General features: G+C 65.0%; 25 protein-coding genes and 2 pseudogenes. 16 read left to right on the plus strand and 11 right to left on the minus strand.

Features of this window, described 5'->3' with window-relative positions:
• A pseudogene (locus ASD73_RS19680) lies at positions 1 to 450 on the plus strand (mannitol dehydrogenase family protein); the annotation flags it as partial.
• Here ASD73_RS19680 and ASD73_RS19685 read toward each other — a convergent pair.
• The gene (locus ASD73_RS19685; RefSeq protein WP_056367497.1) at positions 447 to 1,334 is read right to left on the minus strand and encodes a LysR family transcriptional regulator; all 888 of its coding nucleotides are present in this window, start codon (positions 1,332 to 1,334) and stop codon (positions 447 to 449) included. The pseudogene ASD73_RS19680 and the gene ASD73_RS19685 sit on opposite strands and share 4 nt — an antisense overlap.
• Before the next feature lie 98 nt (positions 1,335 to 1,432).
• On the opposite strand from ASD73_RS19685, the gene ASD73_RS19690 reads away from it, so the two are divergent.
• The 11 genes and pseudogenes from ASD73_RS19690 to mmsB form a co-directional block, all read left to right on the plus strand.
• Positions 1,433 to 2,926, plus strand: a complete 1,494-nt coding sequence (locus ASD73_RS19690; protein ID WP_056367500.1) for a CoA-acylating methylmalonate-semialdehyde dehydrogenase — start codon at positions 1,433 to 1,435, stop codon at positions 2,924 to 2,926.
• A 5-nt stretch (positions 2,927 to 2,931) separates the two neighbouring features.
• Positions 2,932 to 3,321, plus strand: a complete 390-nt coding sequence (locus ASD73_RS19695) for a RidA family protein (RefSeq protein ID WP_056367503.1) — start codon at positions 2,932 to 2,934, stop codon at positions 3,319 to 3,321.
• Complete coding sequence (locus ASD73_RS19700; protein ID WP_056367506.1) at positions 3,318 to 4,235, plus strand: polysaccharide deacetylase family protein; 918 nt, start codon at positions 3,318 to 3,320, stop codon at positions 4,233 to 4,235. The genes ASD73_RS19695 and ASD73_RS19700 overlap by 4 nt, the downstream gene beginning before the upstream one ends.
• A 59-nt stretch (positions 4,236 to 4,294) precedes the next feature.
• Positions 4,295 to 4,828: a hypothetical protein gene (locus ASD73_RS19705; protein ID WP_056368211.1), complete on the plus strand. Its 534-nt coding sequence runs from the start codon at positions 4,295 to 4,297 to the stop codon at positions 4,826 to 4,828.
• Positions 4,829 to 4,851: 23 nt separating this feature from the next.
• The gene (locus ASD73_RS19710; protein WP_056368213.1) at positions 4,852 to 5,154 is read left to right on the plus strand and encodes an I78 family peptidase inhibitor; all 303 of its coding nucleotides are present in this window, start codon (positions 4,852 to 4,854) and stop codon (positions 5,152 to 5,154) included.
• On the plus strand, positions 5,147 to 5,542 hold the full coding sequence (locus tag ASD73_RS19715; RefSeq protein WP_235534621.1) for a RidA family protein: 396 nt from the start codon (positions 5,147 to 5,149) through the stop codon (positions 5,540 to 5,542). Before ASD73_RS19710 ends, ASD73_RS19715 begins: the two co-directional genes overlap by 8 nt.
• Positions 5,543 to 5,544: 2 nt before the next feature.
• Positions 5,545 to 6,690, plus strand: a complete 1,146-nt coding sequence (locus ASD73_RS19720) for an acyl-CoA dehydrogenase family protein (RefSeq protein ID WP_056367511.1) — start codon at positions 5,545 to 5,547, stop codon at positions 6,688 to 6,690.
• Positions 6,687 to 7,730, plus strand: a complete 1,044-nt coding sequence (locus tag ASD73_RS19725; protein ID WP_056367512.1) for an enoyl-CoA hydratase/isomerase family protein — start codon at positions 6,687 to 6,689, stop codon at positions 7,728 to 7,730. The genes ASD73_RS19720 and ASD73_RS19725 overlap by 4 nt, the downstream gene beginning before the upstream one ends.
• Positions 7,715 to 8,071: a YunG family protein gene (locus ASD73_RS19730; protein WP_200934988.1), complete on the plus strand. Its 357-nt coding sequence runs from the start codon at positions 7,715 to 7,717 to the stop codon at positions 8,069 to 8,071. Before ASD73_RS19725 ends, ASD73_RS19730 begins: the two co-directional genes overlap by 16 nt.
• A gap of 14 nt (positions 8,072 to 8,085) precedes the next feature.
• Positions 8,086 to 8,868 (plus strand): enoyl-CoA hydratase-related protein, encoded by a 783-nt coding sequence (locus tag ASD73_RS19735; protein ID WP_056367514.1) that lies wholly within the window; start codon positions 8,086 to 8,088, stop codon positions 8,866 to 8,868.
• A pseudogene (gene mmsB / locus ASD73_RS19740) lies at positions 8,867 to 9,742 on the plus strand (3-hydroxyisobutyrate dehydrogenase); the annotation flags it as partial. The gene ASD73_RS19735 and the pseudogene mmsB, both read left to right, overlap by 2 nt.
• On the opposite strand, the gene ASD73_RS19745 reads toward mmsB, so the two are convergent.
• The 10 genes from ASD73_RS19745 to ASD73_RS19790 all read right to left on the minus strand — a co-directional run bounded on the left by ASD73_RS19745 (position 9,736) and on the right by ASD73_RS19790 (position 20,895).
• Positions 9,736 to 9,963, minus strand: coding sequence for a hypothetical protein (locus ASD73_RS19745; protein WP_235534622.1), 228 nt, complete (start codon positions 9,961 to 9,963; stop codon positions 9,736 to 9,738). The pseudogene mmsB and the gene ASD73_RS19745 sit on opposite strands and share 7 nt — an antisense overlap.
• 153 nt (positions 9,964 to 10,116) lie before the next feature.
• Positions 10,117 to 12,150 carry a 3-hydroxyacyl-CoA dehydrogenase NAD-binding domain-containing protein gene (locus tag ASD73_RS19750; RefSeq protein WP_056367520.1) on the minus strand — a complete coding sequence of 678 codons (2,034 nt, stop codon included), beginning with the start codon at positions 12,148 to 12,150 and terminating at the stop codon, positions 10,117 to 10,119.
• A gap of 60 nt (positions 12,151 to 12,210) precedes the next feature.
• The gene (locus ASD73_RS19755; RefSeq protein ID WP_056367521.1) at positions 12,211 to 13,413 is read right to left on the minus strand and encodes a serine hydrolase domain-containing protein; all 1,203 of its coding nucleotides are present in this window, start codon (positions 13,411 to 13,413) and stop codon (positions 12,211 to 12,213) included.
• A gap of 13 nt (positions 13,414 to 13,426) precedes the next feature.
• Entirely contained in the window at positions 13,427 to 14,230 is an 804-nt protein-coding gene (locus tag ASD73_RS19760) for an SDR family NAD(P)-dependent oxidoreductase (protein ID WP_056367524.1), read from the minus strand.
• Positions 14,230 to 15,006 (minus strand): SDR family NAD(P)-dependent oxidoreductase, encoded by a 777-nt coding sequence (locus tag ASD73_RS19765; RefSeq protein WP_056367526.1) that lies wholly within the window; start codon positions 15,004 to 15,006, stop codon positions 14,230 to 14,232. The genes ASD73_RS19760 and ASD73_RS19765 overlap by 1 nt, the downstream gene beginning before the upstream one ends.
• Complete coding sequence (locus ASD73_RS19770) at positions 15,003 to 16,070, minus strand: phosphotransferase family protein (protein WP_056367528.1); 1,068 nt, start codon at positions 16,068 to 16,070, stop codon at positions 15,003 to 15,005. The genes ASD73_RS19765 and ASD73_RS19770 overlap by 4 nt, the downstream gene beginning before the upstream one ends.
• Positions 16,067 to 17,158: a Zn-dependent alcohol dehydrogenase gene (locus tag ASD73_RS19775; RefSeq protein ID WP_056367529.1), complete on the minus strand. Its 1,092-nt coding sequence runs from the start codon at positions 17,156 to 17,158 to the stop codon at positions 16,067 to 16,069. Before ASD73_RS19775 ends, ASD73_RS19770 begins: the two co-directional genes overlap by 4 nt.
• A 22-nt stretch (positions 17,159 to 17,180) precedes the next feature.
• Positions 17,181 to 18,470, minus strand: a complete 1,290-nt coding sequence (locus tag ASD73_RS19780) for an acyl-CoA dehydrogenase family protein (protein ID WP_056368215.1) — start codon at positions 18,468 to 18,470, stop codon at positions 17,181 to 17,183.
• Positions 18,471 to 18,580: 110 nt separating this feature from the next.
• Positions 18,581 to 20,041, minus strand: coding sequence for an MFS transporter (locus ASD73_RS19785; RefSeq protein ID WP_056367531.1), 1,461 nt, complete (start codon positions 20,039 to 20,041; stop codon positions 18,581 to 18,583).
• Complete coding sequence (locus tag ASD73_RS19790) at positions 20,038 to 20,895, minus strand: SDR family NAD(P)-dependent oxidoreductase (RefSeq protein ID WP_056367533.1); 858 nt, start codon at positions 20,893 to 20,895, stop codon at positions 20,038 to 20,040. The genes ASD73_RS19785 and ASD73_RS19790 overlap by 4 nt, the downstream gene beginning before the upstream one ends.
• A 173-nt stretch (positions 20,896 to 21,068) precedes the next feature.
• On the opposite strand from ASD73_RS19790, the gene ASD73_RS19795 reads away from it, so the two are divergent.
• The 4 genes from ASD73_RS19795 to ASD73_RS19810 all read left to right on the plus strand — a co-directional run bounded on the left by ASD73_RS19795 (position 21,069) and on the right by ASD73_RS19810 (position 24,987).
• Positions 21,069 to 22,250, plus strand: a complete 1,182-nt coding sequence (locus ASD73_RS19795) for an acyl-CoA dehydrogenase family protein (protein WP_056367535.1) — start codon at positions 21,069 to 21,071, stop codon at positions 22,248 to 22,250.
• A gap of 3 nt (positions 22,251 to 22,253) precedes the next feature.
• Entirely contained in the window at positions 22,254 to 23,372 is a 1,119-nt protein-coding gene (locus ASD73_RS19800) for an acyl-CoA dehydrogenase family protein (RefSeq protein WP_056367537.1), read from the plus strand.
• 133 nt (positions 23,373 to 23,505) lie between these two features.
• Positions 23,506 to 24,318, plus strand: a complete 813-nt coding sequence (locus ASD73_RS19805) for an SDR family oxidoreductase (protein WP_056367538.1) — start codon at positions 23,506 to 23,508, stop codon at positions 24,316 to 24,318.
• Between the two features lie 150 nt (positions 24,319 to 24,468).
• Positions 24,469 to 24,987 (plus strand): hypothetical protein, encoded by a 519-nt coding sequence (locus ASD73_RS19810; RefSeq protein ID WP_056367540.1) that lies wholly within the window; start codon positions 24,469 to 24,471, stop codon positions 24,985 to 24,987.
• Position 24,988 lies beyond the last annotated feature (1 nt).

Here is a 24,988-nt window from a genome sequence, read left to right on the forward strand (position 1 = left end):
GCCTATATCGGGCTTGGGGCAGGGCATGCTTTTGTCCATCAGGCGATCGCCGACCCGGCGATCCGGCCGGTGATCGAGCGGCTGATGCGCGAGGAAGCGGCCCCGACGATCGCCGCGGCGCCGGGGCAGGATCTGCCCGCCTACGCCGACGCGCTGCTTGACCGCTTTGCCAATCCGGCGCTGCACCATCGGCTGATCCAGATCGCGATGGACGGCAGCCAGAAGATCCCTCAGCGCTGGCTCGAAACGCTGGCATGGCATCAGGCGCGCGGGCAGCGCTGTCCCGCGCTCGAAACGGCGATCGCCGCATGGATCGCCTTCCTGCGCAGCGACCATCCGCTTGACGATCCGCTCGCTGACCGGCTGCGCGAAGCGGCGGCCGGTCCAGATGCAATCGAAAGGCTGTTGGGCGACGGCGGTCTGATCGCCTCCGGCTGGCGTCCGGTTTAAGCCGGAACCAGCAACCCCCGGCTCTCGCGCACCTCGGCATCGAGCCAGTCAATAAACGCCCGGATGCGCGGCTGAGGCGCGACGTCGCGGTGGAGCGCGAGCCAGAAGGCGCGCGCGACCGTCTGCTCGGGCCGCACGCGGACGAGCGCCGGATCGCCGCTCGCGAGGAAGCATGGGAGCACACCCACCCCCGCGCCGCCCGCGATCATCCGCCTCTGCGCAAGAATGCTCGACGAGCGCACCGTCGCGCGCAGCCCCGGCTCGATCTCGCCCAGATAATCGAGTTCGGGCGCATAGAGGATGTCGGGCATATAACCGATCACCGGGATGCCCGTGCGCGACAGCGGCGCGGCAGCGATTGCCGCCTGCCAGTCGGGCCGATCGGCGGGCGCATAAATGCCGAGGCTGTAGTCCGACAGCTTGCGCGTGATTAGCGGGCCTTTTCGAGGCCGTGCGAGTAGCACCGCCATATCGGCTTCGCGCCGCGACGGGTTGAGGAAACCTGACGAGGCGACAAGGTCGATCTCGAGTTCGGGATGCGCCGCCACGAACCCCGCCAGCCGCGGCGCTATGAAGCTGTTGCCGAACCCTTCGGACACGCTGACCCGCAACTGCCCCGACAGTGCCGAACCGCCCTCGCGCGCCGAATGAATGCGCGCCGCCGCCGCCGCCATCGCTTCGGCGTGCGGAACGAGCGCCCGGCCCGCTGCAGTCAGAACGAAACCAGAAGGCGTGCGTTCGAATAAGGTCTGGCCGAGCGCGGCCTCCAATGCGCTCACGCGCCGGCTCACCGTCGTCGCATCGACGTGCAGCGCGGCGCTGGCGCGCGCGAGCGTGCCGTGGTGCGCGACGAACAGGAAATATTGCAGCCTAGCCCAATCCATGACCTGCAAATATGCAGTATCGTCCTGCAAGTCTATCCCTTGCAAAAGGGGCGCACATGGGCTGTGGCAGCGACAAGATTTTACGGGAGACTCGGGATATGCGACAGATCGACCATCACATCGTCGGCGGTGCCGGCGGCAGCGCGCGCCAGGGCGACGTCTTCGACCCCAACAGCGGCGGCGTGCAGGCGCGGGTCGCGCTTGGCGACGCGGCGCTTCTCGACCGTGCAGTCGCCGCGGCAAAAAAGGCGCAGCCCGCGTGGGCCGCGACGAACCCGCAGCGCCGCGCGCGCGTCATGTTCGAATTCAAGCGCCTCGTCGAAGCCAATATGGACGCGCTCGCGCACATGCTGTCGAGCGAGCATGGTAAGGTGATCGCCGATTCGAAGGGCGACATCCAGCGCGGGCTTGAAGTCATCGAATTTTGCTGCGGCATCCCGCACGTCCTGAAGGGCGAATATACGCAGGGCGCGGGCCCCGGCATCGACGTCTATTCGATGCGCCAGCCGATCGGCATCGGCGCGGGCATCACCCCGTTCAACTTCCCCGCGATGATCCCGCTGTGGATGTCGGGCGTCGCGATCGCGACGGGCAACGCCTTCATCATCAAGCCGAGCGAACGCGATCCGTCGGTCCCCGTCCGCCTCGCCGAACTCTTCCTCGAAGCCGGTCTGCCCGAAGGCATCTGCCAGGTCGTTCACGGCGACAAGGAAATGGTCGATGCGATCCTCGATCATCCCGACATTGGCGCGGTCAGCTTCGTCGGCTCGTCAGACATCGCGCATTATGTCTACAATCGCGGCGTCGCGAACGGCAAGCGCGTACAGGCGATGGGCGGCGCGAAGAACCATGGCATCGTGATGCCCGACGCCGACCTCGACCAGGTCGTCAACGACCTCACCGGCGCGGCCTTTGGCTCGGCCGGCGAGCGCTGCATGGCGCTGCCGGTGGTCGTCCCCGTCGGCGAAGACACCGCGAACCGCCTGCGTGAGAAGCTGATCCCCGCGATCGCGGCGCTGCGCGTTGGCGTGTCGACCGATGCCGAGGCGCATTATGGCCCGGTGGTGACGCAGGCACACAAGGAAAAGGTCGAAGGCTGGATCCAGAAATGCGCCGACGAAGGCGCCGAGCTCGTCGTCGACGGCCGCGGTTTCAGCCTGCAGGGGCATGAAAAGGGCTTCTTCATCGGCCCAACCCTGTTCGACCATGTCACGACCGACATGGAAAGCTACAAGGAAGAGATTTTCGGCCCCGTGCTGCAGATCGTCCGTGCCGCCAATTTCGAGGAAGCACTCGAACTGCCCTCGAAGCATCAATATGGCAATGGCGTCGCGATCTTCACCCGCAACGGCCATGCTGCGCGCGAATTTGCGGCGCGCGTCAATGTCGGCATGGTCGGCATCAACGTGCCTATTCCGGTGCCCGTCGCCTATCACAGCTTCGGCGGCTGGAAGCGTTCGGCATTCGGTGACACCAACCAGCACGGCATGGAAGGCGTGAAATTCTGGACCAAGGTCAAGACGGTCACCCAGCGCTGGCCCGACGGATCACCTGACGGGGGCAACGCCTTCGTCATTCCGACGATGGGGTGAGCTCCATGGAGCTCATCCCCCACAATCCGACCGACGGCGTTTACGCGACGGGCGGCGACTGGGTGCACGCCATGGAAGTTCGCGGCGCCGGGCGACTGCTGTTCGTCAGTGGCACGATGGGTTTGAGACCCGATTTCTCGGCTCCCGCTACGCTGGAAGAGCAGCTTGATTGCGTGTGGAACAACCTCCGAGCGATTCTGGCCAGCGCAGATATGGACACCGCCAACATCGTCCGGCTGACCAGCTATTTGCGCGATGCAAGCTATGCCGAGGCGAATGCCGCCGCCCGGCTCAAGGCGCTCGGTACGCGGCGCATCCCAACCACCGCGATCGTCGCGCAGACACTTGAAAGCGATTGGCTGGTCGAGATCGAGATCGTGGCGGCCGCCGAATGAGGCTGTGGCTCGCGATCCTTGTCCTGCTTCTCGCGCAGCCCGCGCACGCGCAAAAGCGGATCGCACTCAGCTTCGACGATGTTCCGCGCCATCCCGGCGCCTTCTTCACCCCAGACGAGCGCACGCAGCGCATCGTTGCGGAACTTGAGAAAGCGAAGGCGCCGCAGGCGGTCTTCTTCGTCAACCCCGGCGCGATCGGGCAGGGCGACGGCGTTCGCGGCGAAGAGCGCATCGCGGCCTATGTCGCTGCGGGTCATGTGATCGCGAACCACAGCAATAGCCACAAGCGGCTCAGCACGACCGACACCGCGACCTATCTCGCCGATATCGACACGGCCGAGGTCTGGCTCAAGGGCCGCCACGGCTATCGCCCGTGGTTCCGCTTCCCCTTCCTCGACGAGGGCGGCAAAGACAAGGCGAAGCGCGATGCGCTGCGGCAGGGTCTTGCCGCGCGCGGGCTCCGCAACGGCTATGTCACCGCCGAATCGTCGGACTGGCACCTCGAAAGCCTTACGCGTGAGGCGGTACAGGCGAAGAAGACGATCGACCGCAAGGCGCTCGGTAATCTCTACGTCACCTGGCATGTCGAGGCCGCCGATTTCGCCGACGCGATGATGCGGCGCGTGACCGGTCGCCAGCCGGTGCAGGTGATGCTGCTTCACGAAACCGACCTCGCCGCGCTCCATATCGGCCACCTCGTCCGCGCGCTGCGCAAAGCGGGCTGGACTGTCGTCAGCGCCGACACCGCCTATGCCGACCCGATTGGCAAGGAAATGCCCGACACGCCGGCGGCGAACGGCACGCTGACCGAGGCGCTGGCATGGCAGGCGGGCGTCCCCGCGCCGCGCTGGTATCGCTATAACCAGACCGACCTCGCGACCGCGGTGTTCCGTGAAAAGGTGCTGGGCGAATGATGCGCGGCGATGAAACCCGCACGCCACGCCGGGCATTCTCCTATCGAAGGAGAATGTCGATGACCCGCCTGATGCTTCCCGCCAGTTTGCTGCTGCTCGCCGCGTGCAGCGGCGGCGAGGACAAATCCCAGCCCGAAGACAGCGCGGCGATCTCGCCGCTGCAAAAGGCCGATCGCCCGGCGCCCGCCGAACCGGCGGAGCCGACGGTGGATGCGGACCTGCCCGAAGCGGTCGAAGAAACCCCGGCAAAGCCCGAGCCCAAAACCGCGGGCGACGGCAAGGCGATCCCGCCCGCAATTCGCGGCCGCTGGGCGCTCAAGGTCGCCGATTGCAAGGCGAAGAAGGGCACCGACCTGACCGCGCTGACGATCGATGCGACAAACCTGCGTTTCTATGAATCGCACGGCGAACTCGCGCGCGTTCGCGAAAGTGACGCCGGCCGCATCGTTGCCGACTATAAATTCAGCGGCGAGGGCGTGGAGTGGGATCGCCGGATGCAACTCGACCTCGCCGATGGCGGCAAGACGCTGGTGCGCCGCGACTCTGGCGAGGGTGCCGCCGCGGGCCCGATGCGCTATACGCGCTGCGTCTGATGGTTTTGAAAGGGAGACACATGATGGACATTCGCCTGTTAGCAATTGCCGCCGTCCTGCCGCTCGCCGCTTGTACGCAAGAGCGGCCGCCCGTCGAATCGACCCCGACCCCACCCGCCGAAGCCGCTTGCAACGCCGACGCCGTACAATCGCTCGTCGGCCAGACGGCAACCGCCGACGTGGGCGGCCAGTTGCTCAAGGGTAGCGGTGCGCGGACGCTGCGCTGGGTGCCGCCGCGCACCGCCGTCACCATGGACTTCCGCCCTGACCGGCTGACCGTCTCCTATGACGACGCGCTCAAGATCGAGCGGATCAGCTGTGGCTGAATCCAGTCGCCGCAATCATAGCTCGGCGTCCCCGTTCGAACCGATTTACGGCTACAGCCGCGCGGTTCGGGTGGGGAACCGCATCGACGTCGCGGGTTGCGCGCCGATCGAGCCTGATGGCAGCTCGACCCCCGGCGACGCCGGGGCGCAGGCGGCGCGCTGCATTACCATCATCGGCGAGGCGCTCGAAGCGCTCGGCGGCAGCTTCGCCGACGTCGTGCGCACGCGCATGTACATCACCGATGCCGCGGATTCCGATCTTGTGGGACGTGCGCACGGATCGGCATTCAAAAATGTGCGTCCGGCATCGACAATGCTGGTTGTGCCCGCGCTGATCCGCCCCGAGTGGAAAGTCGAAATCGAAGCCGAAGCCATCATCGAGAAATGACCATGACCGACCAGTTCCAGCTTACCGACGACCAGCTCGCGATCCAGGATATGGCGCGCAAATTCACCGCCGACCGCATCACGCCCTTCGCGGCCGAATGGGATGAGAAACATCATTATCCCGTGGATGTGTGGAAGGCTGCGGGCGAGCTCGGCTTTGGCGCGATTTACGTGGCCGAGGAATCGGGCGGTATCGGGCTTGGCCGGATGGAAGCCGCGCTGATCATGGAGGCGATGGCCTATGGCTGCCCGGCGACCAGCGCCTATGTCTCGATCCACAATATGGCGACGTGGATGATCGACCGCTTCGGCGGCGCCGAGATTAAGGCGCGCTTCCTGCCCGACCTCGTCAGCATGGAGAAGATCGCAAGCTATTGCCTGACCGAACCCGGTTCGGGGTCCGACGCCGCGGCGCTCAAGGCCACGGCAAAGCGCGATGGCGATCATTATGTGCTGAACGGCACCAAGCAGTTCATCTCGGGCGCGGGTTATAACGACATCTATGTCTGCATGGTGCGCACAAGTGAGGAAAAGTCGAAGGGGATCAGCTGCCTCGTCATCGAAAAGGACACGCCGGGGCTCAGCTTCGGCGCGCCCGAGAAAAAGCTCGGCTGGAATGCATCCCCTACGGCGCAGGTAATTTTCGAGGACTGCCGCGTGCCCGTCGAAAATCTGGTCGGCGCCGAGGGTGATGGCTTCCGCTTCGCGATGGCGGGGCTCGACGGCGGCCGTCTCAACATCGGCGCCTGCTCCCTGGGCGGCGCGCAGCGCTGTCTCGACGAGGCGATCGCCTACACCAAGGACCGCCAGCAGTTCGGGCAGCCGATCGCCGATTTCCAGAACACCCAGTTCATGCTCGCCGACATGGCGACCGACCTCGAAGCCGCGCGCGCGCTGCTTTACATGGCGGCGGCAAAGGTCACCGCGAACGCCCCTGACAAGTCGCGCTTCTCGGCGATGGCGAAGCGGCTTGCGACCGACAATGGCAGCAAGATCGTCAATGACGCGCTCCAGCTGTTCGGGGGCTACGGCTATCTCCGCGATTATCCGATCGAGCGTTTCTGGCGCGACCTCCGCGTCCATTCGATCCTCGAAGGTACCAACCAGGTGATGCGAATGATCGTCGGAAGGGACCTGCTGCGCCAATGACCGAAGATGTTTTGATTGGCGCCGATGTTCGGGTCGGGCGCATCTCGCTCAACCGGCCCAAGGCGATCCACGCGCTCAACCTCGCAATGTGCGACGCAATGATCGACGCGCTCGTGAAATGGCGCGATGACGATGCGGTCGAGGCGGTGATTATCGACCATAGCGAGGGCCGCGGCTTCTGCGCCGGCGGCGATATCCGCATGCTCGCGGAAAGCGGCGCGAAGGACGGCAAGGAAGCGCGCCAATTCTTCCACACCGAATATCGCCTCAACCACCTGATCTTCACTTATCCCAAGCCCGTCGTCGCCTTCATGGACGGCATCACGATGGGCGGCGGGGTCGGCATTTCGCAGCCGGCGAAATATCGCGTCGCGACCGAACACACGCGCTTCGCGATGCCCGAGACGGGGATCGGCCTGTTTCCCGATGTCGGCGGCGGCTGGTATCTGCCGCGCCTCGAAGGCCGCGTCGGCGCCTATCTCGCGCTCACCGGCGCACGGCTCGACGGGGCGGAGTGCCTCGCGCTCGGCCTTGCGACGCACTATCTGCCGTCCGAAAAGCTCGCCGCGGCGAAGGAGCGGATCGTGGTCGATCCGACCCGTATCGGCGGCATCCTGGGCGAATTGTCGGTCACCGCGCCGCCCGCCGGAATCACCCAGCATCTCGAACGGATCAACCGGCTGTTCGCGAGCGATACCTATGAGGATATCCTCGCCGCGCTCGACGCCGACGGCGGCGAATGGGCGACCAGGGAACTCGCGACGCTCCACGGCAAATCGCCGCAGACGTGCAAGGTCGCGCTGCGTCAGCTCAAGGAAGGCGGCGAGATGCACGACTTCGCCGCGCAGATGACGCAAGAATATGCGATCGGCAGCCGCGTCGTCCAGATGCACGACTTCATCGAAGGCGTCCGCGCGCTCATTGTCGACAAGGATAACAGCCCCAAATGGGATCCGCCGACCGCCGAGGCGGTCACCGACGACTGGATCGACGCGATCTTCGCGCCACTGCCCGAGAGCGAGAAATGGTCGCCGCTGTGAGCTTCGCCGACCCGATCGCCCTTTATCATGCGGTGAAGCAAAGCTGGTCGGCCGAGACGATATCGGACCCGTTCGACCCGGCCAATCCCTGCCGCAACCAGTGCGCGGTGACCGCGCTTGCCGTGCATCATCATTTAGGCGGCGACATCATGAAGACCGCGACGAAGGGCGGTACCCATTTCTACAACCGGATCGACGGACGCACCTGGGACCTGGCGGCCGACCAGTTCGACGAGCCCATCCCCTACGACAACCAGCCGACCTCGACCGACGAGGCGCGTGAGCATGCCACCCCGGCGCAGCTTGAAATGCTGCTGCGCAATATCGACGCCAACCGCTGATACAGGACAAGACCATGACCTACGAAACCCTCCTCGTCGAAACGCGCGGGGCCGTCACGCTGGTGACGCTCAACCGCCCGCAGGCGCTCAACGCGCTGAACTCGGGTGTGCTCGACGACCTGATCGCGGCCTTCGCGGCGTATGAAGCCGACGACAGCCAGCGCTGCGCGGTGCTCACCGGCTCGGGCGACAAGGCCTTCGCCGCGGGCGCCGACATCAAGGAAATGGCCGACAAGCCGGCGTCCGATTTCTACCTCGAGGATTTCTTCTCGAAATGGACGAGCGACTTCGTGAAGAAGGTTCGCAAGCCGTGGATCGCCGCGGTCAACGGCTTCGCGCTCGGCGGCGGCTGCGAACTCGCGATGATGGCCGACTTCATCATCGCGTCGGACAAGGCGAAATTCGGCCAGCCTGAAATCAAGCTCGGCGTCGCGCCGGGCATGGGCGGATCGCAGCGGCTGACGCGCGCGATCGGCAAGGCGAAGGCGATGGAAATGTGCCTCACCGGCCGGATGATGGACGCCGTCGAAGCCGAACGCTCGGGCCTCGTCGCGCGCGTCGTCGAGCATGCGGCGCTGGTCGAGCAAGCGGTGAAGACCGCGACCACGATCGCCGGCATGCCGCCGATGGCGGCGATGGTGAACAAGGACATGGTCAACGCCGCGTTCGAAACGACGCTCGATCAGGGGCTGATCTACGAACGCCGCCTGTTCCAGATTCTCGCCGCAACCGAGGACAAGGCCGAAGGCATGGCCGCCTTCATCGAAAAGCGCGAAGGCGTGTGGAAGGGTCGCTGACATGAAAATCGCATTTATCGGACTCGGCAATATGGGCGGCGGCATGGCTGCGAACCTCGCGAAAGCGGGGCACGAGGTACGCGCTTTCGATCTCAGCGAGGACGCACTCGCGCGCGCGGTCGAAGCGGGCTGTTCGCGCGCAGCATCGGCCGCCGAAGCCGTTGCGGGCGCCGAGGCTGTGGTGACGATGCTTCCCGCAGGCAAGCATGTTGCCTCGGTCTACGAAAGCGACGTCTTCCCGAACGCCACATCGGGCACCTTGCTTCTCGATTGCTCGACGATCGACGTCGCGACCGCGCGCGCGAATATCGAAGCCGCGACCGCCAAGGGTCTCGTCGCGGTCGATGCGCCGGTCTCGGGCGGCATCGCCGCCGCCAACGCGGGCACGCTGACCTTCATGGTCGGCGGCACCGATGATGGCTTCGCGCGCGCCGAGCCGATTCTTGCCAAGATGGGCAAGGCGGTGATCCACGCCGGCGACGCGGGCGCGGGGCAGGGCGCGAAGATCTGCAATAACATGCTCCTCGGCGCCTCGATGGTCGCGACGTGCGAGACGCTCGCGCTCGCGCAGAAGCTCGGGCTCGACCCGCAGAAATTCTTCGACATCGCCAGCGTGTCGTCGGGGCAGTGCTGGTCGCTGATCAGTTACGCGCCGCTCCCCGGCGTCGGCCCGACGACCCCAGCCGACAATGATTACAAGGGCGGGTTCGCCGCGGCGCTGATGCTCAAGGATCTGCGCCTTGCGATGGAGGCGGCGGCGAGTGTCGACGCCGACGTTCCGATGGGCTCCAAAGCGCGCGAGCTCTACGAAGCCTTTGTCGAGGCCGACAAGGACGGCCGCGACTTTTCGGCGATCATCAAGACGCTTCAGTAAAAGTCAGCGGTTTCGCCGCCGTCGCGGCGTTCGGTCCGGTGCACTTGCGTCGGTGCCTTGCGCTCGCCGGTCCGGACCTCGATCCGGTCGCCAACCCGCCGCACTTCGGCGGGCGCCAATATCCGTGCCCGCGCCACGGCGACGGCGGTCACCTGCGGCGCCGCGACAGGGACGGCAGCCGGCGCGCTTCCAGCGAGCAGCAGGACGGCGAGGGTGGACATGGCATTCATGCTCTGCCGTAACGGCAGGTCTTGCCAGCGCTTTAACCCTGAATCGCAAGTTTCCGGTCGCACCTGCGGCGGAGGGGCGGCAAAAGAAAGGCCGCCTGCCCCACGCCGGGACAGACGGCCTGATCTTCGTAGGCGGGGAGGGGCCTAGAAGCCCGACTTCGCCTCCGCCTTCTCCTTGAGCAAAGGCGCGACCGCAAACCCATGTTTTTCGAGCGCGGCGACGATCTTGTCGGTGCCTTCCAGCCCCGCCCAGAACATCGGGCCGCCGCGATAGACCGGCCAGCCATAGCCATAGATCCAGACGACATCGATGTCCGACGCACGCTGCGCCTTGCCTTCGGCCAGGATCAGTGCGCCCTCGTTGACCATCGGATAGAGCGTGCGCTCGATGATTTCCTGGTCGCTGATCTCGCGCTTCGCCTTGTTCGACCGCTGGCGGAAATCCTCGATGATTTCGGCAACTTCGGCGCTGGGCGACGGATTGCGCTTTTCGTCATAATCGTAAAAGCCCTTGCCGGTCTTCTGTCCCCAGCGGCCGACCGCGGCGAGCGCGTCGCGGATGCTTTCGATGCGCGTCGGATCGCGGTGCCAACCGATATCAACGCCGGCAAGGTCGCTCATCTGGAACGGACCCATCGGCATGCCGAATTCGACATGCACCTTGTCGATCTGCTGCGGCGTCGCGCCTTCCATCAAGAGGTTCATCGCCTCGACCTGGCGCGGCTTGAGCATGCGGTTGCCGATGAAGCCGTCGCACACGCCCGCGACCACCGCGACCTTGCCGATCTTCTTGCCGATCGCCATCGCGGTCGCCAGCGCATCGGGCGCGGTCTTGTCGCCGCGCACGACCTCGAGCAGCTTCATGACATTGGCGGGCGAGAAGAAGTGCATGCCGAGCACGTCGCCGGGGCGGCTGGTGGCGGTCGCGATTTCGTCGACGTCAAGATAGCTGGTGTTCGATGCGAGGATCGCGCCGGGCTTGGCGATCTTGTCGAGCTTGCCGAAAATGTCCTTCTTGACGTCCATATTCTCATAGACCGCCTCGATGATCAGGTCGCAGTCGGCAAGATCGTCGAGATTGAGCGTCGGGGTCAGGATGCCCATCATCTGCTCGACCTGCTCGGGCTTGAAGCGCCCCTTGGCGGCCGACGCCTCGTAATTCTTGCGGATCACACCAGTGCCGCGGTCGAGCGCTTCCTGCTGCATCTCGACGATCGTGACGGGGATGCCCTTCTGGAGGAAGTTCATCGAAATGCCGCCGCCCATCGTGCCGGCGCCGATCACGCCGACCTTTTTGATGTCGCGCAGTTGGGTATCCTTGGGCAGGCCGTCGATCTTCGCGGCCTGACGCTCGGCGAAGAAGATGTGGCGCTGCGCCGCCGACTGGCTGCCGAACATCAGCTTCATGAATTGCTCGCGCTCGAACGCCAAACCTTCCTCGAAGGGCAGGCGCGTCGCGGCTTCGACGCAGGCGAGGTTGGCGTAGGGCGCCTCGAAGCCGCGCCAGCGCTTGGCGTTGGCGGTCTTGAGCTGTTCGATCACCGCGACGTCGCCGAACACGGGGCGCTCGCGCGTCGGACGCGGGCCGTCGGCGATCTTCGCGCGCGCAAAGGCGATAGCGTCGGCGGCAAGGCTGTCCTCGCCTGCGAGTTCGTCGACGAGGCCGAGTTCCTTGGCTTTCGCGGCGGGCAGCGGATCGCCGGTCGAGGTCATCGTCGCCGCGGCTTCGACACCGACGACGCGCGGCAGGCGCTGCGTGCCGCCTGCGCCGGGCAGCAGGCCGAGCTTCACCTCGGGCACGCCGAGCTTTGCCGAGGGCACCGCGATGCGGTAATGACAGACAAGCGCGGTTTCGAGACCGCCACCGAGCGCCGTCCCGTGGATAGCGGCAACGACCGGCTTCGACGCCGCTTCGATGCTGTTGAGCACCGCGTTGAAATCGGGACCGCGCGGCGGCTTGCCGAATTCGCTGATGTCGGCGCCCGCGATAAAGGTCGCGCCGGCGCAGCGCAGGACGATCGCCTTGACGCTGTCGTCGGCGAGCGCGGCGCCGAAATTGTCCTCAAGGCCCTGCCGGACATGCCAGCTCAGCGCGTTGACGGGCGGATTGTTGACGATGATGACGGCGACGTCGCCATCCTTTTCCATCGTAACGCTGACGGGGGTTTCTTCGGACATGGGAGACTCCTTCAATCTAAAGCCCGTTCGCACGGGGCGAACGGAAAGGGGTGTTGCATTTCAGTCGTCAATGGCGGCGTGGACGAGCGTCTTGACCTCGCGCCGCACGGGATAGGTGGAGGAGGGCATGAGCTGGGTCATGAAGACCATGCAGATCTGCTCGACCGGATCGACGAAGAAACCGGTCGAGAACATGCCGCCCCAATAATAATCGCCGACCGAGCCGGGGGTCATCGTCTGCGCGGGACTTTCGTTCACCGCGAAGCCGAGGCCGAAGCCGATTCCTGCATTCTCCGCCTCGGAGAAGATGCCGACGCTGTGCTGGGTCAGGTCGCCGCCGCCGGGCAGATGGTTCGACGTCATCAGGTCGAGCGTTTTGCGGCTGATGATCCGCACGTCGCCGAGCTTGCCGCCGCCGAGCAGCATCAGGCAGAAACGGTGATAATCATCGAGCGTCGAGGCGAGCCCGCCGCCGCCCGAATGGAAACTGCGATCCTTCGCCCAGCGGCTCTTCGCGCCACTGTCGAAATCCTGCTTCTTGTCCTTGGGGTGGAAGGCATAGGCGTCGGTCAGCCGGTGCTGCTGGTCGGCGGGCACCTTGAAGCCGGTGTCGACCATGCCGAGCGGGCCGAAGATGCGATCCTGCAAAACTTGTGCAAAGGGTTTGCCCTCGATGCGCTCGATCACCGCGCCGAGCACATCGGTTGCCATCGAATAATTCCAGTGCGCGCCTGGATCGAACTGCAGCGGGATTTTCGCGAGGTCGGCGATGAAGCTGTCCATCGTATAATCGGCGTCGAAATCGTCGATGCGCGCCTTGCGGTACGCGGCATCGACCGGGGTGCGCTCCTGAAAACCATAGGTGAGGCCGGCGGTATGGCGCAGCAGGTCGACCATGCGGATCGGCTGCGTTGGCGGCCGCGTCAGGAACGGCACATTGCCGCCGCCCGCGACGAACACGCCGGTATCCTTGAACTCGGGGCAATATTTGACGAGCGGATCGGACAGCGCGACCTTGCCCTCCTCGACCAGCATCATGAAGGCGATGCTGGTGATCGGCTTGGTCATGCTGGCGATGCGGAAGATCGCATCCTCTTTCAGTGCCTCGCCCGGCCGCGCCTCGCCGATGCACGATAAATGTGCGATCTCGCCGCGCCGCGATACGAGCGTCGCCGCGTGCGGCAGGCGGCCAGTGTCGACATATTTGGCGGCGAGAAAGGCGGGAATGCGGTCCAGCCGCGCGGTGTCGAATCCATGTGCCATGATGATCGATCTATCAGTGTGAGGTCTGGCCGAGCAACTGGCGTGTCACCGGATGCGAACTGGTCAGCCCGCCATCGACCGCGATCGCCTGTCCATTGACATAGCTCGCCTGATCGCTCGCAAGGAACAGCGCGACATTGGCGAGTTCCTCGGGTTGCGCCGCGCGACGGAGCGGGTTCAACTGGCCGAGCTTGTGCGTGACTTCCTTCGCCTTGGCATAATCGAAGGTCGGCTTGGTCATCCCCGTTTCGGTGAGGCCGGGGCACACCGCGTTGACGCGTACGCCGCTCGTCGAGAGCTGCTGCGCCGCGACCTTGGCGAGGTTGATCACCCCCGCCTTCGACGCCGAATAGGCCCCCGGACCCGCGCCCGAATTGAGCCCCGCGACGCTCGCGGTCAGCACGATCGCGCCGCCGCGGCCCTGATCGACCATCGCCTTGCCGGCATGCTTCACCATCAGCGCCGGGCCGATCAAATTGACGCGCAACGTCTCGGCCCAGGCATCGGGGTCGAAATCGAAGATGCCGCCCATGTCGCCGATGATCCCGGCGTTGGCAAAGGCGACGTCGAGCGCGCCATAGGTGTCTTTCGCGGTCGCGACGAGCGAGGCGACATCGGCCTCGACACCCGCGTCGATCTCAAGCGCCACGACCTCGCCGCCGGCATCCTTCACCAGCTTCGCGGTCTCGTGCACCGCGGCGGTCTTGTCGCCGATGACGAGTTTCGCGCCCTCGGCGGCAAAGAGCAGCGCGCTCGCGCGGCCGATGCCCGAACCGGCACCCGTGATGATCGCAACCTTGCCGTCCAACGCGCCCATCATGCGCCTCCCGAAATTGTGGCCCCGCCATCGCACACGATGGTCTGGCCGGTGGTGAAAGCTCCCGCCTTGCTGGCGAGGAAGACCGCGGCGCCCGCGATCTCGTGCGGCTCGCCGATGCGCTTCAGGGTCGAGGCGGCGGTCGATCGTTTCAGCGTCTCGGGATTTTCCCACAAGGCGCGCGCCATGTCGGTGCGCACCAGCCCCGGCGCGATGCAGTTGACGCGCACGCCGCGCGGCCCGAACTCGACCGCGAAATTGCGCGCGACCTGCATGTCGGCGGCTTTCGAAATGCCGTAGGCGCCGATGATCGGCGATCCTTTCAGCCCGCCGATCGAGCTGATGATCGTGATCGACCCTTCGCCGCGTTCGAGCATTTCGGGCGCGACCATCGAGATCAGCCAGTGGTTGGACAGGATATTATTGTCCATAATCTTGCGGAACTGGTCGTCGCTGATCCCAAGGCCGGGGCCGTAATAGGGGTTCGACGCGGCATTGCAGACGAGCGTGGTGATCTTGCCGAAGGCGCGGCGCGTCTCGGCAACGAGTATCTCCAGCTCTTCCTTCGAAGAGATGTTCGCGCGTACTGCGATCGCGGTGCCCTCGCCGAAGCGCGCGTTGATTTCGGCCGCGGTCTCCTCGCAGGCGTCGGCCTTGCGGCTCGAGATCACGACTCTCGCGCCCTGTTCGGCCATCGCTTCGGCGGTCGCCTTGCCGATGCCGCGCGACGATCCGGTGATCAGCGCGACCTGTCCCGTCATGTCGAACAGGCTCATGCGCCGGCCTTTTTGGCAAAGTCCCACGCCTTTTCGGCGAGCGGGCGGACGCGTTCGGACATATCCCTGGCGTGCTGCGACGAGGCGGTGCCCTCGATAACGCGCTTCTTGATGCCCTGGATAATCCCCGCGAGGCGGAAGAAATTATAGGCAAAATACCAGTTCATATCGGGCACGCCGTCGCGCCCCGTGGCGGCGCAATAACGCTCGACCATCTCGTCGAGTTCGGGGATGCCGAGCGCCTTGCGATCGAGATCCATCACCCCCGAGCGGCCGCCATTTTCGGTGACCCACGCCATCGCTACATAAGTAAAATCGGCGAGCGGATCGCCCAATGTCGAGAGCTCCCAGTCGAGCACCGCGAGCACCTCGGGACGGTCCTTGGCATAGATCATATTGTCGATGCGGTAATCGCCGTGGACGACGCTGGTACGCGTCTGTTCGGGCAGAGTCGCGGGCAACCACGCGATCAGCTGCTCCATCTCGTCCATCGTCTCGGTTTCGGAAAGCCGGTATTGCTTGGTCCAGCGATCGACCTGGCGGCCGAAATAATTGCCCGGCTTGCCGAAATCCGAAAGCCCCGCCGCCTCGACATCGACGCTGTGCAGCGCGGCGAGCGTATCGATCATCGCCTCGTATGTGGCGCGGCGGTTCTCCGGCGTCGACCCCGGCATCGCGCCGTCCCAGATCGTGTGGCCGTCGACCATCCCCATCACATAGAACCAGCTGCCCACCACCGAGTCATCGGTGCACAGGCCATATTGGCGCGCGACGGGGAAGCCCATCTTATGGAGCCCCGCCTGCACCTTATACTCGCGGTCGACCGCATGCGCCGAGGGGAGCAGCGGGCCGAAGGGCTTGCGGCGCAGCACATAATTGCCCGACGGCGCCGAAATCTTGTACGTCGGGTTCGACTGGCCGCCGGCGAATTTTCCCTGCGTCAGCGGACCTTCGAAGCCTTCGACATTGGCTTCCATCCACGCGGTCAGTTTCACCTCGTCGAGGACATCGGCGCCCTCGGGCGCGACCGTGCCGCTGAAGGCCTTTTGCGCGTCGAGCGTCATTGGTCGAACACGATCACCGACCGTGCGGCGTCGCCCTTCTTCATCTTGTCGAAGCCTTCGTTGATCCGCTCGATCGGGATCGTCTCGGCAACGATGCTGTCGAGGTCGAGCAGGCCGCGGAGATAGAAGTCGACAAGCCGCGGGATGTCGACCGGGAAGCGGTTGCCGCCCATGATCGCGCCCTGCAATTTCTTGCCCGAAAGCAGGTCCATCGCTGAAAGGCCGACCTTCTCGCTCAGCGGCATCATGCCGAGGATCGTCGCAGTGCCGCCGCGGCGGAGCGACGCGACCGCAAGGCTCGCCGACGCCGGACGCCCGACGGCCTCGATCGCATGGTCGACGCCGCCCTTGGTCAGCTCGACGATCTGCTTCGCGGCATCGTCGGCGAGCGCGTCGACTACGTCAGTGGCGCCGAGCTTCATCGCCAGCGCGCGCTTTTCCGGAACGGGGTCGGCGGCGATGATGCGGCCCGCGCCGGCGATCTTCGCGGCGTTGATCGTGGCCAAGCCGACGCCGCCGCAACCGACGACCGCGACGGTCTCGCCCGGCGTCACCTTGCACGCGTTGAAGATCGTGCCCGCGCCCGTCGTCACCGCGCAGCCGATCACCGCGGCGCGGTCGAGCGGCATCGCAGGGTCGATCGCGACGCACGCATGTTCGTGGACCAGCATCGTTTCGGCAAAGGCCGACAGGTTAAGCATCTGATTGACCGGCGACCCGTCAGGACGCGTGATTCGGGGTGCCGATCCCACGGCGCGCCGCGTGTCGCCGCCCATGCACAGCGACATGCGGCCCGACACACAGAACTCGCAGTGCCCGCAAAAGGCCGACAGGCAGGTGACGACCGCGTCGCCGACCTTCACCGTGCGCACCTCGCTGCCGACCGCCTCGACGATCCCCGCGGCTTCGTGACCGGGGATCGCGGGGAGGGGGTGCGGATAGGCGCCGTCGATAAAATGCAGGTCCGAATGGCAGAGCCCGCACGCGGCGGTGCGGATGCGCACCTCGTGCGGGCCGCAGTCGGCAATTTGCACCGTCTCGATCGACAGCGGCTTGCCCGGTTCGATCAGAATCGCGGCTTTGGTCACAATATCTCTCCGGTTTCTGGTTTTAACGCGAAACGCCGATGTCGCCCGACGAGAAGCCCGGCTCGCTCGCTTCGCTATGCTTGGCGAATTCGATCCGCGCGATCGCGCGTTCGTGGACTTCGTCGGGCCCGTCGGCGAGGCGCAAAGTGCGCTGGTGCGCATAGGCCTTGGCCAGCCCGAAATCTTCGGACACGCCGCCGCCGCCATGCGCCTGAATCGCGTCGTCGATGATCTTCAGCGCCATGTTCGGTGCCTGCACCTTGATCATCGCGATCTCCGCGGCGGCCGACTTGTTGCCGACCTTGTCCATCATGTCCGCGGCTTTCAGGCAGAGCAGGCGCGTCATTTCGATGTCGATGCGCGCGCGGGCGAGGCGATGTTCCCAGATGCTGTATTCGGCGACCTTCTTGCCGAACGCGACGCGCGATTGCAGCCGCTTCGCCATCTTGGCGATCGCTTCTTCCGCCACACCGATCGTGCGCATGCAGTGATGGATGCGCCCCGGCCCGAGGCGCCCCTGCGCGATCTCGAACCCGCGGCCTTCGCCGAGCAGCATCGCTTCCTCGGCGTTGACGCGCACGTCCTTCAATTCGATTTCCATATGGCCGTGCGGCGCATCGTCATAACCGAAGACGGGCAGGTGGCGGAGGATGTTCACCCCCGGCGCGTTCAGCGGCATCAGCACCATCGACTGCTGCGCGTGGCGCTTCGCGGCGAAATCGGTCTTGCCCATCACGATCGCGACCTCGCAGCGCGGATCGCCCGCGCCCGACGACCACCATTTGGTGCCGTTGATCACATAATCGTCGCCGTCCCGCTCGATCCGCGTTTCGATGTTCGTCGCGTCGGACGAGGCGACGCGCGGTTCGGTCATCAGAAAGGCCGAACGGATCTGCCCGTTCATCAGGCGGCCGAGATATTTTTCCTTTTGCGCGCGCGTCCCGTAGCGGTGGAACACTTCCATATTGCCGGTGTCGGGCGCCGAGCAGTTGAACACTTCGCTCGCAAAGCCGACGCGGCCCATCTCCTCGGCGCAGAGCGCATATTCGAGGTTCGAAAGGCCGGGCCCCTCGAACTCGAACGTCTCGTCGACATGGTGGTGCGCGCCCGACTTGGGCGGCATGAACAGGTTCCAGATGCCGGCTTCTTTCGCCTCGGCCTTCAGATCCTCCACGATCTGGATGACTTTCCAGCGATCACCCGCCTTGTCCTGCTCGTTATAGGTCGGGACCGCGGGGCGAACCTTGCGCTCGATGAAATCGCGTACCCGGTCGCGCCAATAGACCTGCCGGTCGGTGAGATCGAAGTCCATCTGCGCGTCCTTTCCCTTTACGTTCACGTAAACCTTTGGACCGATTCGTCGGCCTTGCCAAGTCCTGCGGACCCAAAATTACATCATTCCGCCGTCCGACGACATTCTCGTTACGGATGCGCACCCGTGGCGTCGGGTTCGCCGCGTGCGACGTCGCCCAGTAGCGCCAGCCGCGCCTCATGATCGGCGCGCGAGATCGGGAATTTACGCATCACGATCAGCCCCAGCGTGCCGATTACGAGCACCGCAAGCGCATAGCCGAGCGCCAAATTGCCGAGCACATCGCTCCCGACCTCGCCCGGCTTGGCATTCGCCGGAAACGCCGCGAAGGACAGGATCAGCCCGGCGACGAAGATGCCGATGCCGGTCGCGCATTTCTGCATGAAGAAATAGCCCGCGAAGAACAGCCCCTCGGACCGACGCCCGGTCTCGCTCTGCGATGCCTCGACGACATCGGCCATCATCGACGACGACAGGATCATCAGGATGATCGAGAAGCTGTTCGATATGAACACCAGCGCGAACATCGTTGCAACGCTCGGCTTGCCCGGCAGGCCGGGAAAAAATCCCTGGATCCACGCGAAATAGATGCCGCTGTTGACGAGCAGCGAGATCGCGCCTGCGAATATTGCGCCGTCGCGCTTGCCGAGCCGCGCCGACACGGGGGCGACGAGCACGAAGGCCGCGATCATCGAGGCGAACAGCAGGAAGACATAGGCGATCATCTCGCCCTGCGTGAACTGCCAGAAGAAACCGAGCAGGTAATTGTTCATCGAAAAGGTGATGCCCTGGTTGATGAAGCCGAACAGCGCGGCGAATATCAGGCACAGGAAGGCGCGGTTCGACAGCGTGTCGCGCATGTCGCGCAGGATATGGCGAAGCGTCATCACGGGCTTGACGTCGGCAAGGTTCGAAACCGCGATCCGCTTATGCTGCCCCGCTGCCGAGGCCAGCACTGCGCCCGCCATCATCAAGGCGCCGGCGAGGGCGTAGGGGAAATAACCTGCCGGATCGACGAGGCCCTTCGCGCCGCCGAAGAAGACGCCATAGGCAAGCAGCAGGATCAGCAGCCCGCCGCCCCAGCCGAACAGGAAGCGATAGCGCATGACCGCGGTGCGCTCGTCATAATCGCCGGTGAGTTCGGGAACGATCGCGACCGATGGGACTTCGCACATCGACACCAGCGAGCGGACGATGATCGCGAAACCGATCAGCCAGGCGACCGTCATCGTGTCGCTCATTTCGGGCGGGCTCCACAGCAGCATCCACGCGATAGCGAGCGGGATCGGCGCGCCGTAAAGCCACGGCAGGCGGCGCCCCCAGCGGCTGCGCGTGCGGTCGGTGAGCTCGCCGATCACCGGATCGACAAACGCGTCGGCGATCAGCGCGACCATGATCGCGGCGCCGACGATGCCCGCATCGAGCCCGATCACCTGATTGTAAAAGAGCAGCAGGAAGGTCGAAAAGCCGTTGTCCTTGACGCCATAGGCGATGCTGCCGAGGCCGTGGGTGACCTTCAGCCAGAGGGGGAGGCGTTTGGGCGGAGGAACCGTCGTGGCGGTAGCGCTCACGCCGGGGCTCCGGCCTTGGCGGCCTCCTCCATCGCAACAAGCGCGTCGAACAGGCCGGGGGCTTCGGGGTCCCAGGCGTGGCGCTGGCCGATCGTCAGCCCGCCGTCGACCAGCATATGCGTGCCGGTCATGAAGGAGGATTCCTCGCTCGCGAGATAGGCGACGGCGTTGGCGATATCCTCGGGCTGGCCGCCGCGTGCAACGGGCTGCGCGGCCTCGCTCATCCCCGCGATGATCGCCTTCGCCTGATCCTTATGTTCGTCGGGCACGTCGAGCGACGAGGTGAAGATATTGGTGTTGATGAACCCCGGGCAGATCGCGTTGACGCGAATGCCGTAGCGCGCGAGGTCGGTGGCGGCGACCTTGCTGAGGTGGAGAACGCCGGCTTTGGCGACGGCATAGGCGATCGGCGAATAGCCCGCGCCGAGCGCCGCGACGCTCGCGGTATTGACGATGCTGGCCCCTTTGCGGCCCTTCATATGCGGGCTCGCATAACGGATGCCCATCGCGACCGATTTCAGCACCAGATCCATCGTCAGGTCCCAGCCCTCGGGGCTGATCTCGTCGATCGGCGCGCGGTCGCCCGCGGCGGCCGCGTTGTTGAACACGATGTCGATCCCGCCGGCTTTCGAGGCGGCCGCATTCATCAGCGCCTCGATGTCCGATGGCTTGGTGACGTCGCAGCGGACGAAGTCGATCTTGCCATTTGATGCGGCGGCGAGCGCCTGTCCGCCGGCCTCGTCGATGTCGGCGGCGAAGACGTGTGCGCCTTCGCTCGCGAGTTTCAAAACCGCTGCCTTGCCGATGCCCGACGCCGCTCCGGTGACGACGGCTATCTTGCCTGCGAATCGCATTGACCCATTCTCCCGTTTTCTTTTGCCACTTAGCTTAGGGGCCAAAGGTGACGCGTCAACGGCGGCCTGACGGACGCTACGGCGCCGTAACGGCAGCGCCGCGTTGCCAAGTTGACGCTTGCGTAAACTAGCGAAGCGGACGTAGATTTGGCCGGAGAAGAGGAGCCAAAAGGATGAGCGAACTGGACGCTTTCCGCACCGAGGTGCGCGAATGGCTGGAGGCGAATTGCCCCGCCGAAATGCGCGAGCCCGTGCGTGACGAAGGGGACGTCTGCTGGGGCGGCCGCGACTGGGTTTTCAAGAACGACGCTCAGAAGCAGTGGCTCGAAGCCTGCGTGGCGAAGGGTTACACCGTCCCCGACTGGCCGAAGCCCTATGGCGGCGCCGGGCTGACGCCTGAGCAGACCAAGGTTCTCAAACAGGAAATGAAGCGCATCCACGCGCGCTCGCCGCTCGACAGCTTCGGCATCTGGATGCTCGGCCCCGCGCTGCTGCAATTCGGTACCGAGGAGCAGAAGGTCGAATATCTGAACCCGATCGCGCGCGGCGAAATCCGCTGGTGTCAGGGCTATTCGGAGCCCGGCTCGGGCAGCGACCTCGTCAGCTTGCAGACCTTCGGCGAAGACAAGGGCGATCATTGGGTCGTCAACGGATCGAAGATCTGGACCAGCTACGCCGACAAGGCCGACTGGATTTTTTGCCTCGTCCGCACCGACAAGGCGAATAAATATCAGGGCATCACCTTCATGCTCTTCGACATGGCGAGCAAGGGCGTCACGACCAGGCCGATCCTCTTGATCAGCGGCAACTCGCCCTTCTGCGAAACCTTCTTCGACGATGTCGAGGTGCCCAAGACGCAGTTCATCGGCGAGATCAATCGCGGCTGGGACGTCGCCAAATATCTGCTCGGCCATGAACGCGAGATGATCTCGGGCGGCGGTGCGGGCGGCGACATGGTCAGCATCGGCGGCGCTTTTGCCAAGGCGTTCGGCAAGAATGCGGCCGGCGAACTCGACGACCCGATCCTGCGCGCGGAAATGGCGGCGTTCGACGTCGACGTCTTTGCGTACCGTGCGATGGGCGAGCGCTTCATGGACATGTGGAAGACCGGCCGCGCGCATCCGGCCAGCTCGAACATGATGAAATATGTCGGGACCGAGCTCAACAAGCGCCGCCACGAACTCGTCATGTCGGGCGGCGGCAGCGAAGCGCTCGAATGGGACAGCGAAGAGACGAAGGGCGGCGCGCGCGCGCGAGGCTGGCTCCGCACCAAGGCCAATTCGATCGAAGGCGGGACGAGCGAAGTCATGCTTAACGTCATCGCCAAGCGTATCCTCGACCTGCCCGGAGCCTGACCCATGCCTTTGTATCACAATGACGACCAGGCGATGCTCAAGGACAGCGTTGCGCCCTTCGTAGCCGAACAGGCGCCGGTGTCGCACCTGCGCAAACTGCGCGACAGCGCCGATGCCACCGGCTTCTCGCGCGCCCTCTGGACGCAGTTCACCGAAATGGGCCTGCCCGGCATGCTCGTTCCCGAAGAACATGGCGGGCTCGGCATGGGGCATATGGAGGCGGGCATCGTGCTCGAGGAAATCGGCCGCAACCTGACCCCGTCGCCTTTCCTGTCGACCAGCGTCGGCGCGGTCGCCGCGCTCGCCAGGGCGGGCGGTACGCAGGCGGGCCGCTGGCTCCCCGCGATTGCTTCCGGAGAGGCGATCGTCGCGCTTGCGATCGACGAGGGCGCGAAGCACCGCCCCGACCGCATCGCGAGCACCGCGACGCGCGCCGGCAACGGGTTCAGGTTGGACGGCAAGAAAAGCTTCGTACTCCACGGCCATGTCGCCGACATCAGCATCGTCGCGGCGAAGACCGACGGCGGCATCACTTTGTTCGCTGTGCCGAAGGATGCGAAGGGTCTGACCGCCGACCCGCGCCGCCTCGTCGACTCCAGCCTCGCGAGCCATGTCACCTTCGACGGCGTCGAGGTCGATGCCGATGCGGTGATCGGCGAAGTCGATGCCGGGCAGGACATCCTCGACGCGCTGCTCGCCGCGACGCGCACCGGCGCCGCCGCCGAAATGGTCGGCGTCGGACAGGGCGCGATGGACATGACGGTCAACTACCTCAAGGAACGCAAGCAGTTCGGCAAGCTGATCGGCGAGTTCCAGGGCCTCCAGCACCGCGCCGCGCATCTCTATGGCGAGATGGAAGTCGCCCGTGCGACGGTGATGAAGGCGCAGCAATTGCTCGACGAGGGCAGCGAAGGCGCGAAGCTGATGGTGTCGGTCGCGAAAGCGAAGGCTGGGCGCGCTGCCAACCTCGCCGTCCGCGAAGGCCTGCAGATGCACGGCGGCATCGGCATGACCGACGAATATGACATCGGATTCTATATGAAACGCGACCGCGCACTCGCCGAATATATGGGCGATGTGCATTATCACATCGACCAGGTTGCGCGGATGAACGGCTACTAACCTCTCCCCTCCCGCTTGCGGGAGGGGCAGCGAGACTAGCGAACTCGTTCGCTAGTCGCAGCGGGGAGGGCGGACCGCCCACAGGCCCCACCCCAACCCTCCCCTGAAGGAGAGGGAGAAAAAGGATAAGACAATGAACCTCCAAGACATGTTCGGCCTCGACGGCCGCATCGCACTCGTCACCGGCGGCTCGCGCGGCATCGGCAAGATGATCGTCGAGGGCTATCTCGCCGCGGGCGCTGCGCGCGTCTACATCTCGGCGCGCAAGAGCGCGCAGATCGAGGAAGCCGTCGCCGATTTCGAAACGCGCTATCCGGGCAAGGTCATCGGCCTGCCGGTCGACCTGTCGACCGTCGAGGGCTGCCGCGCGCTCGCGTCGGAGCTCGAAGCGCGCGAGGAACGCCTCGACATCCTCGTCAACAACGCCGGCGCGGCGTGGGGCGAACCGTTCGAGGGCTTCCCCGAGGCGGGCTGGGACAAGGTGATGGATATCAACGTCAAATCGCCCTTCTTCCTGACGCAGGCGCTCCACGGGCTGCTCAAGGGCGGCGGCACCGCCGAGCGTCCGGCGAAGGTGATCAATATCGGCTCGATCGACGGCCAGCGTTTGAACCCATGGGAAACCTACAGCTATCACGCGTCGAAAGCCGCGATCCTCTACCTCACCAAGCGTCTCGCCGCGCGCTTGGTCACCGACCATATCCTCGTCACCGCGATCGCGCCGGGCGCGTTCCAGTCGGACATGAACAAGGCCGCCCGCGACCATGGCGACGCAGTGGCGCAGAGCATCCCGGTCAAGCGTATCGGCGTGCCCGAGGATATGGCGGGCGCCGCGATCTTCCTCGCGTCGAAGGCGGGCGACTATGTCGTCGGCGACACGATCACCGTCGATGGCGGGCTGGTCCACGGCGATGTGCGGACGAGCATCGACAGCATCGACGCGTAACTCTCTTATCGTCACCCCGGACTTGATCCGGGGTCCACGACCGTGCTGTCGGAATGGATGCCGGATCAAGTCCGGCATGACGAAAGAGGGGAAGTTGACTCAACCACAGCCAAGGTGTATTATACAACTAATGCACCAAGGAGATAGTCCATGCGTCTCGCGTTCCTCATTCCCCCGATGATGCTCCTCGCCGCCTGCGGGTCGGAGGAGAAAAAGACCGGGGAGGGCACCGAAGTCTCGATCAACGCCGGCGACGAGCATGGCGGGGTCCAGATCAAGACCGGCAAGGACGGCGGCACGCTCAAGATTGGTGGCGATGGCGCGGCGATCGACATCGACATCCCCGATTTCGTCGACCTGAACATCGAAGATGATTTCGATATCGACGGGGTGAAGCTCTATCCGGGCAGCAAAATCACCAAGGTCGACGTCGACGCGAACGACAAGAGCGGCGCCGACAAGGCGACCGTCAAACTCGGCTTCACCTCGCCCGCCGCGCCCACCAAGGCCGCCGACTGGATGGCGGGTGAGTTCGCCAAAAAGGGCGTCAAAGTCACGCGCAGCGGCGACACGCTCGCGGGCAAGGACAAGGACGGCGCCGATTTCCGCATCAACTTCGCGCCCGAAGGCGCGAACGCCAAGGGCGAGGTGGTGATCGTCAAGAGCTGAG

It is taken from the genome of Sphingopyxis sp. Root154, from assembly GCF_001427105.1.
Lineage (GTDB): Bacteria > Pseudomonadota > Alphaproteobacteria > Sphingomonadales > Sphingomonadaceae > Sphingopyxis.

Excerpts from the sequence above, each read along its gene's own strand:
- ASD73_RS19685 (WP_056367497.1), bottom strand. The coding sequence starts at position 1,334 with ATGGATTGGGCTAGGCTGCAATATTTCCTGTTCGTCGCGCACCACGGC.
- ASD73_RS19690 (WP_056367500.1), top strand. The coding sequence starts at position 1,433 with ATGCGACAGATCGACCATCACATCGTCGGCGGTGCCGGCGGCAGCGCG.
- ASD73_RS19695 (WP_056367503.1), top strand. The coding sequence starts at position 2,932 with ATGGAGCTCATCCCCCACAATCCGACCGACGGCGTTTACGCGACGGGC.
- ASD73_RS19700 (WP_056367506.1), top strand. The coding sequence starts at position 3,318 with ATGAGGCTGTGGCTCGCGATCCTTGTCCTGCTTCTCGCGCAGCCCGCG.
- ASD73_RS19705 (WP_056368211.1), top strand. The coding sequence starts at position 4,295 with ATGACCCGCCTGATGCTTCCCGCCAGTTTGCTGCTGCTCGCCGCGTGC.
- ASD73_RS19710 (WP_056368213.1), top strand. The coding sequence starts at position 4,852 with ATGGACATTCGCCTGTTAGCAATTGCCGCCGTCCTGCCGCTCGCCGCT.
- ASD73_RS19720 (WP_056367511.1), top strand. The coding sequence starts at position 5,545 with ATGACCGACCAGTTCCAGCTTACCGACGACCAGCTCGCGATCCAGGAT.
- ASD73_RS19725 (WP_056367512.1), top strand. The coding sequence starts at position 6,687 with ATGACCGAAGATGTTTTGATTGGCGCCGATGTTCGGGTCGGGCGCATC.
- ASD73_RS19730 (WP_200934988.1), top strand. The coding sequence starts at position 7,715 with ATGGTCGCCGCTGTGAGCTTCGCCGACCCGATCGCCCTTTATCATGCG.
- ASD73_RS19735 (WP_056367514.1), top strand. The coding sequence starts at position 8,086 with ATGACCTACGAAACCCTCCTCGTCGAAACGCGCGGGGCCGTCACGCTG.
- ASD73_RS19745 (WP_235534622.1), bottom strand. The coding sequence starts at position 9,963 with ATGTCCACCCTCGCCGTCCTGCTGCTCGCTGGAAGCGCGCCGGCTGCC.
- ASD73_RS19750 (WP_056367520.1), bottom strand. The coding sequence starts at position 12,150 with ATGTCCGAAGAAACCCCCGTCAGCGTTACGATGGAAAAGGATGGCGAC.
- ASD73_RS19755 (WP_056367521.1), bottom strand. The coding sequence starts at position 13,413 with ATGGCACATGGATTCGACACCGCGCGGCTGGACCGCATTCCCGCCTTT.
- ASD73_RS19760 (WP_056367524.1), bottom strand. The coding sequence starts at position 14,230 with ATGGGCGCGTTGGACGGCAAGGTTGCGATCATCACGGGTGCCGGTTCG.
- ASD73_RS19765 (WP_056367526.1), bottom strand. The coding sequence starts at position 15,006 with ATGAGCCTGTTCGACATGACGGGACAGGTCGCGCTGATCACCGGATCG.
- ASD73_RS19770 (WP_056367528.1), bottom strand. The coding sequence starts at position 16,070 with ATGACGCTCGACGCGCAAAAGGCCTTCAGCGGCACGGTCGCGCCCGAG.
- ASD73_RS19780 (WP_056368215.1), bottom strand. The coding sequence starts at position 18,470 with ATGGACTTCGATCTCACCGACCGGCAGGTCTATTGGCGCGACCGGGTA.
- ASD73_RS19790 (WP_056367533.1), bottom strand. The coding sequence starts at position 20,895 with ATGCGATTCGCAGGCAAGATAGCCGTCGTCACCGGAGCGGCGTCGGGC.
- ASD73_RS19795 (WP_056367535.1), top strand. The coding sequence starts at position 21,069 with ATGAGCGAACTGGACGCTTTCCGCACCGAGGTGCGCGAATGGCTGGAG.
- ASD73_RS19800 (WP_056367537.1), top strand. The coding sequence starts at position 22,254 with ATGCCTTTGTATCACAATGACGACCAGGCGATGCTCAAGGACAGCGTT.
- ASD73_RS19805 (WP_056367538.1), top strand. The coding sequence starts at position 23,506 with ATGAACCTCCAAGACATGTTCGGCCTCGACGGCCGCATCGCACTCGTC.
- ASD73_RS19810 (WP_056367540.1), top strand. The coding sequence starts at position 24,469 with ATGCGTCTCGCGTTCCTCATTCCCCCGATGATGCTCCTCGCCGCCTGC.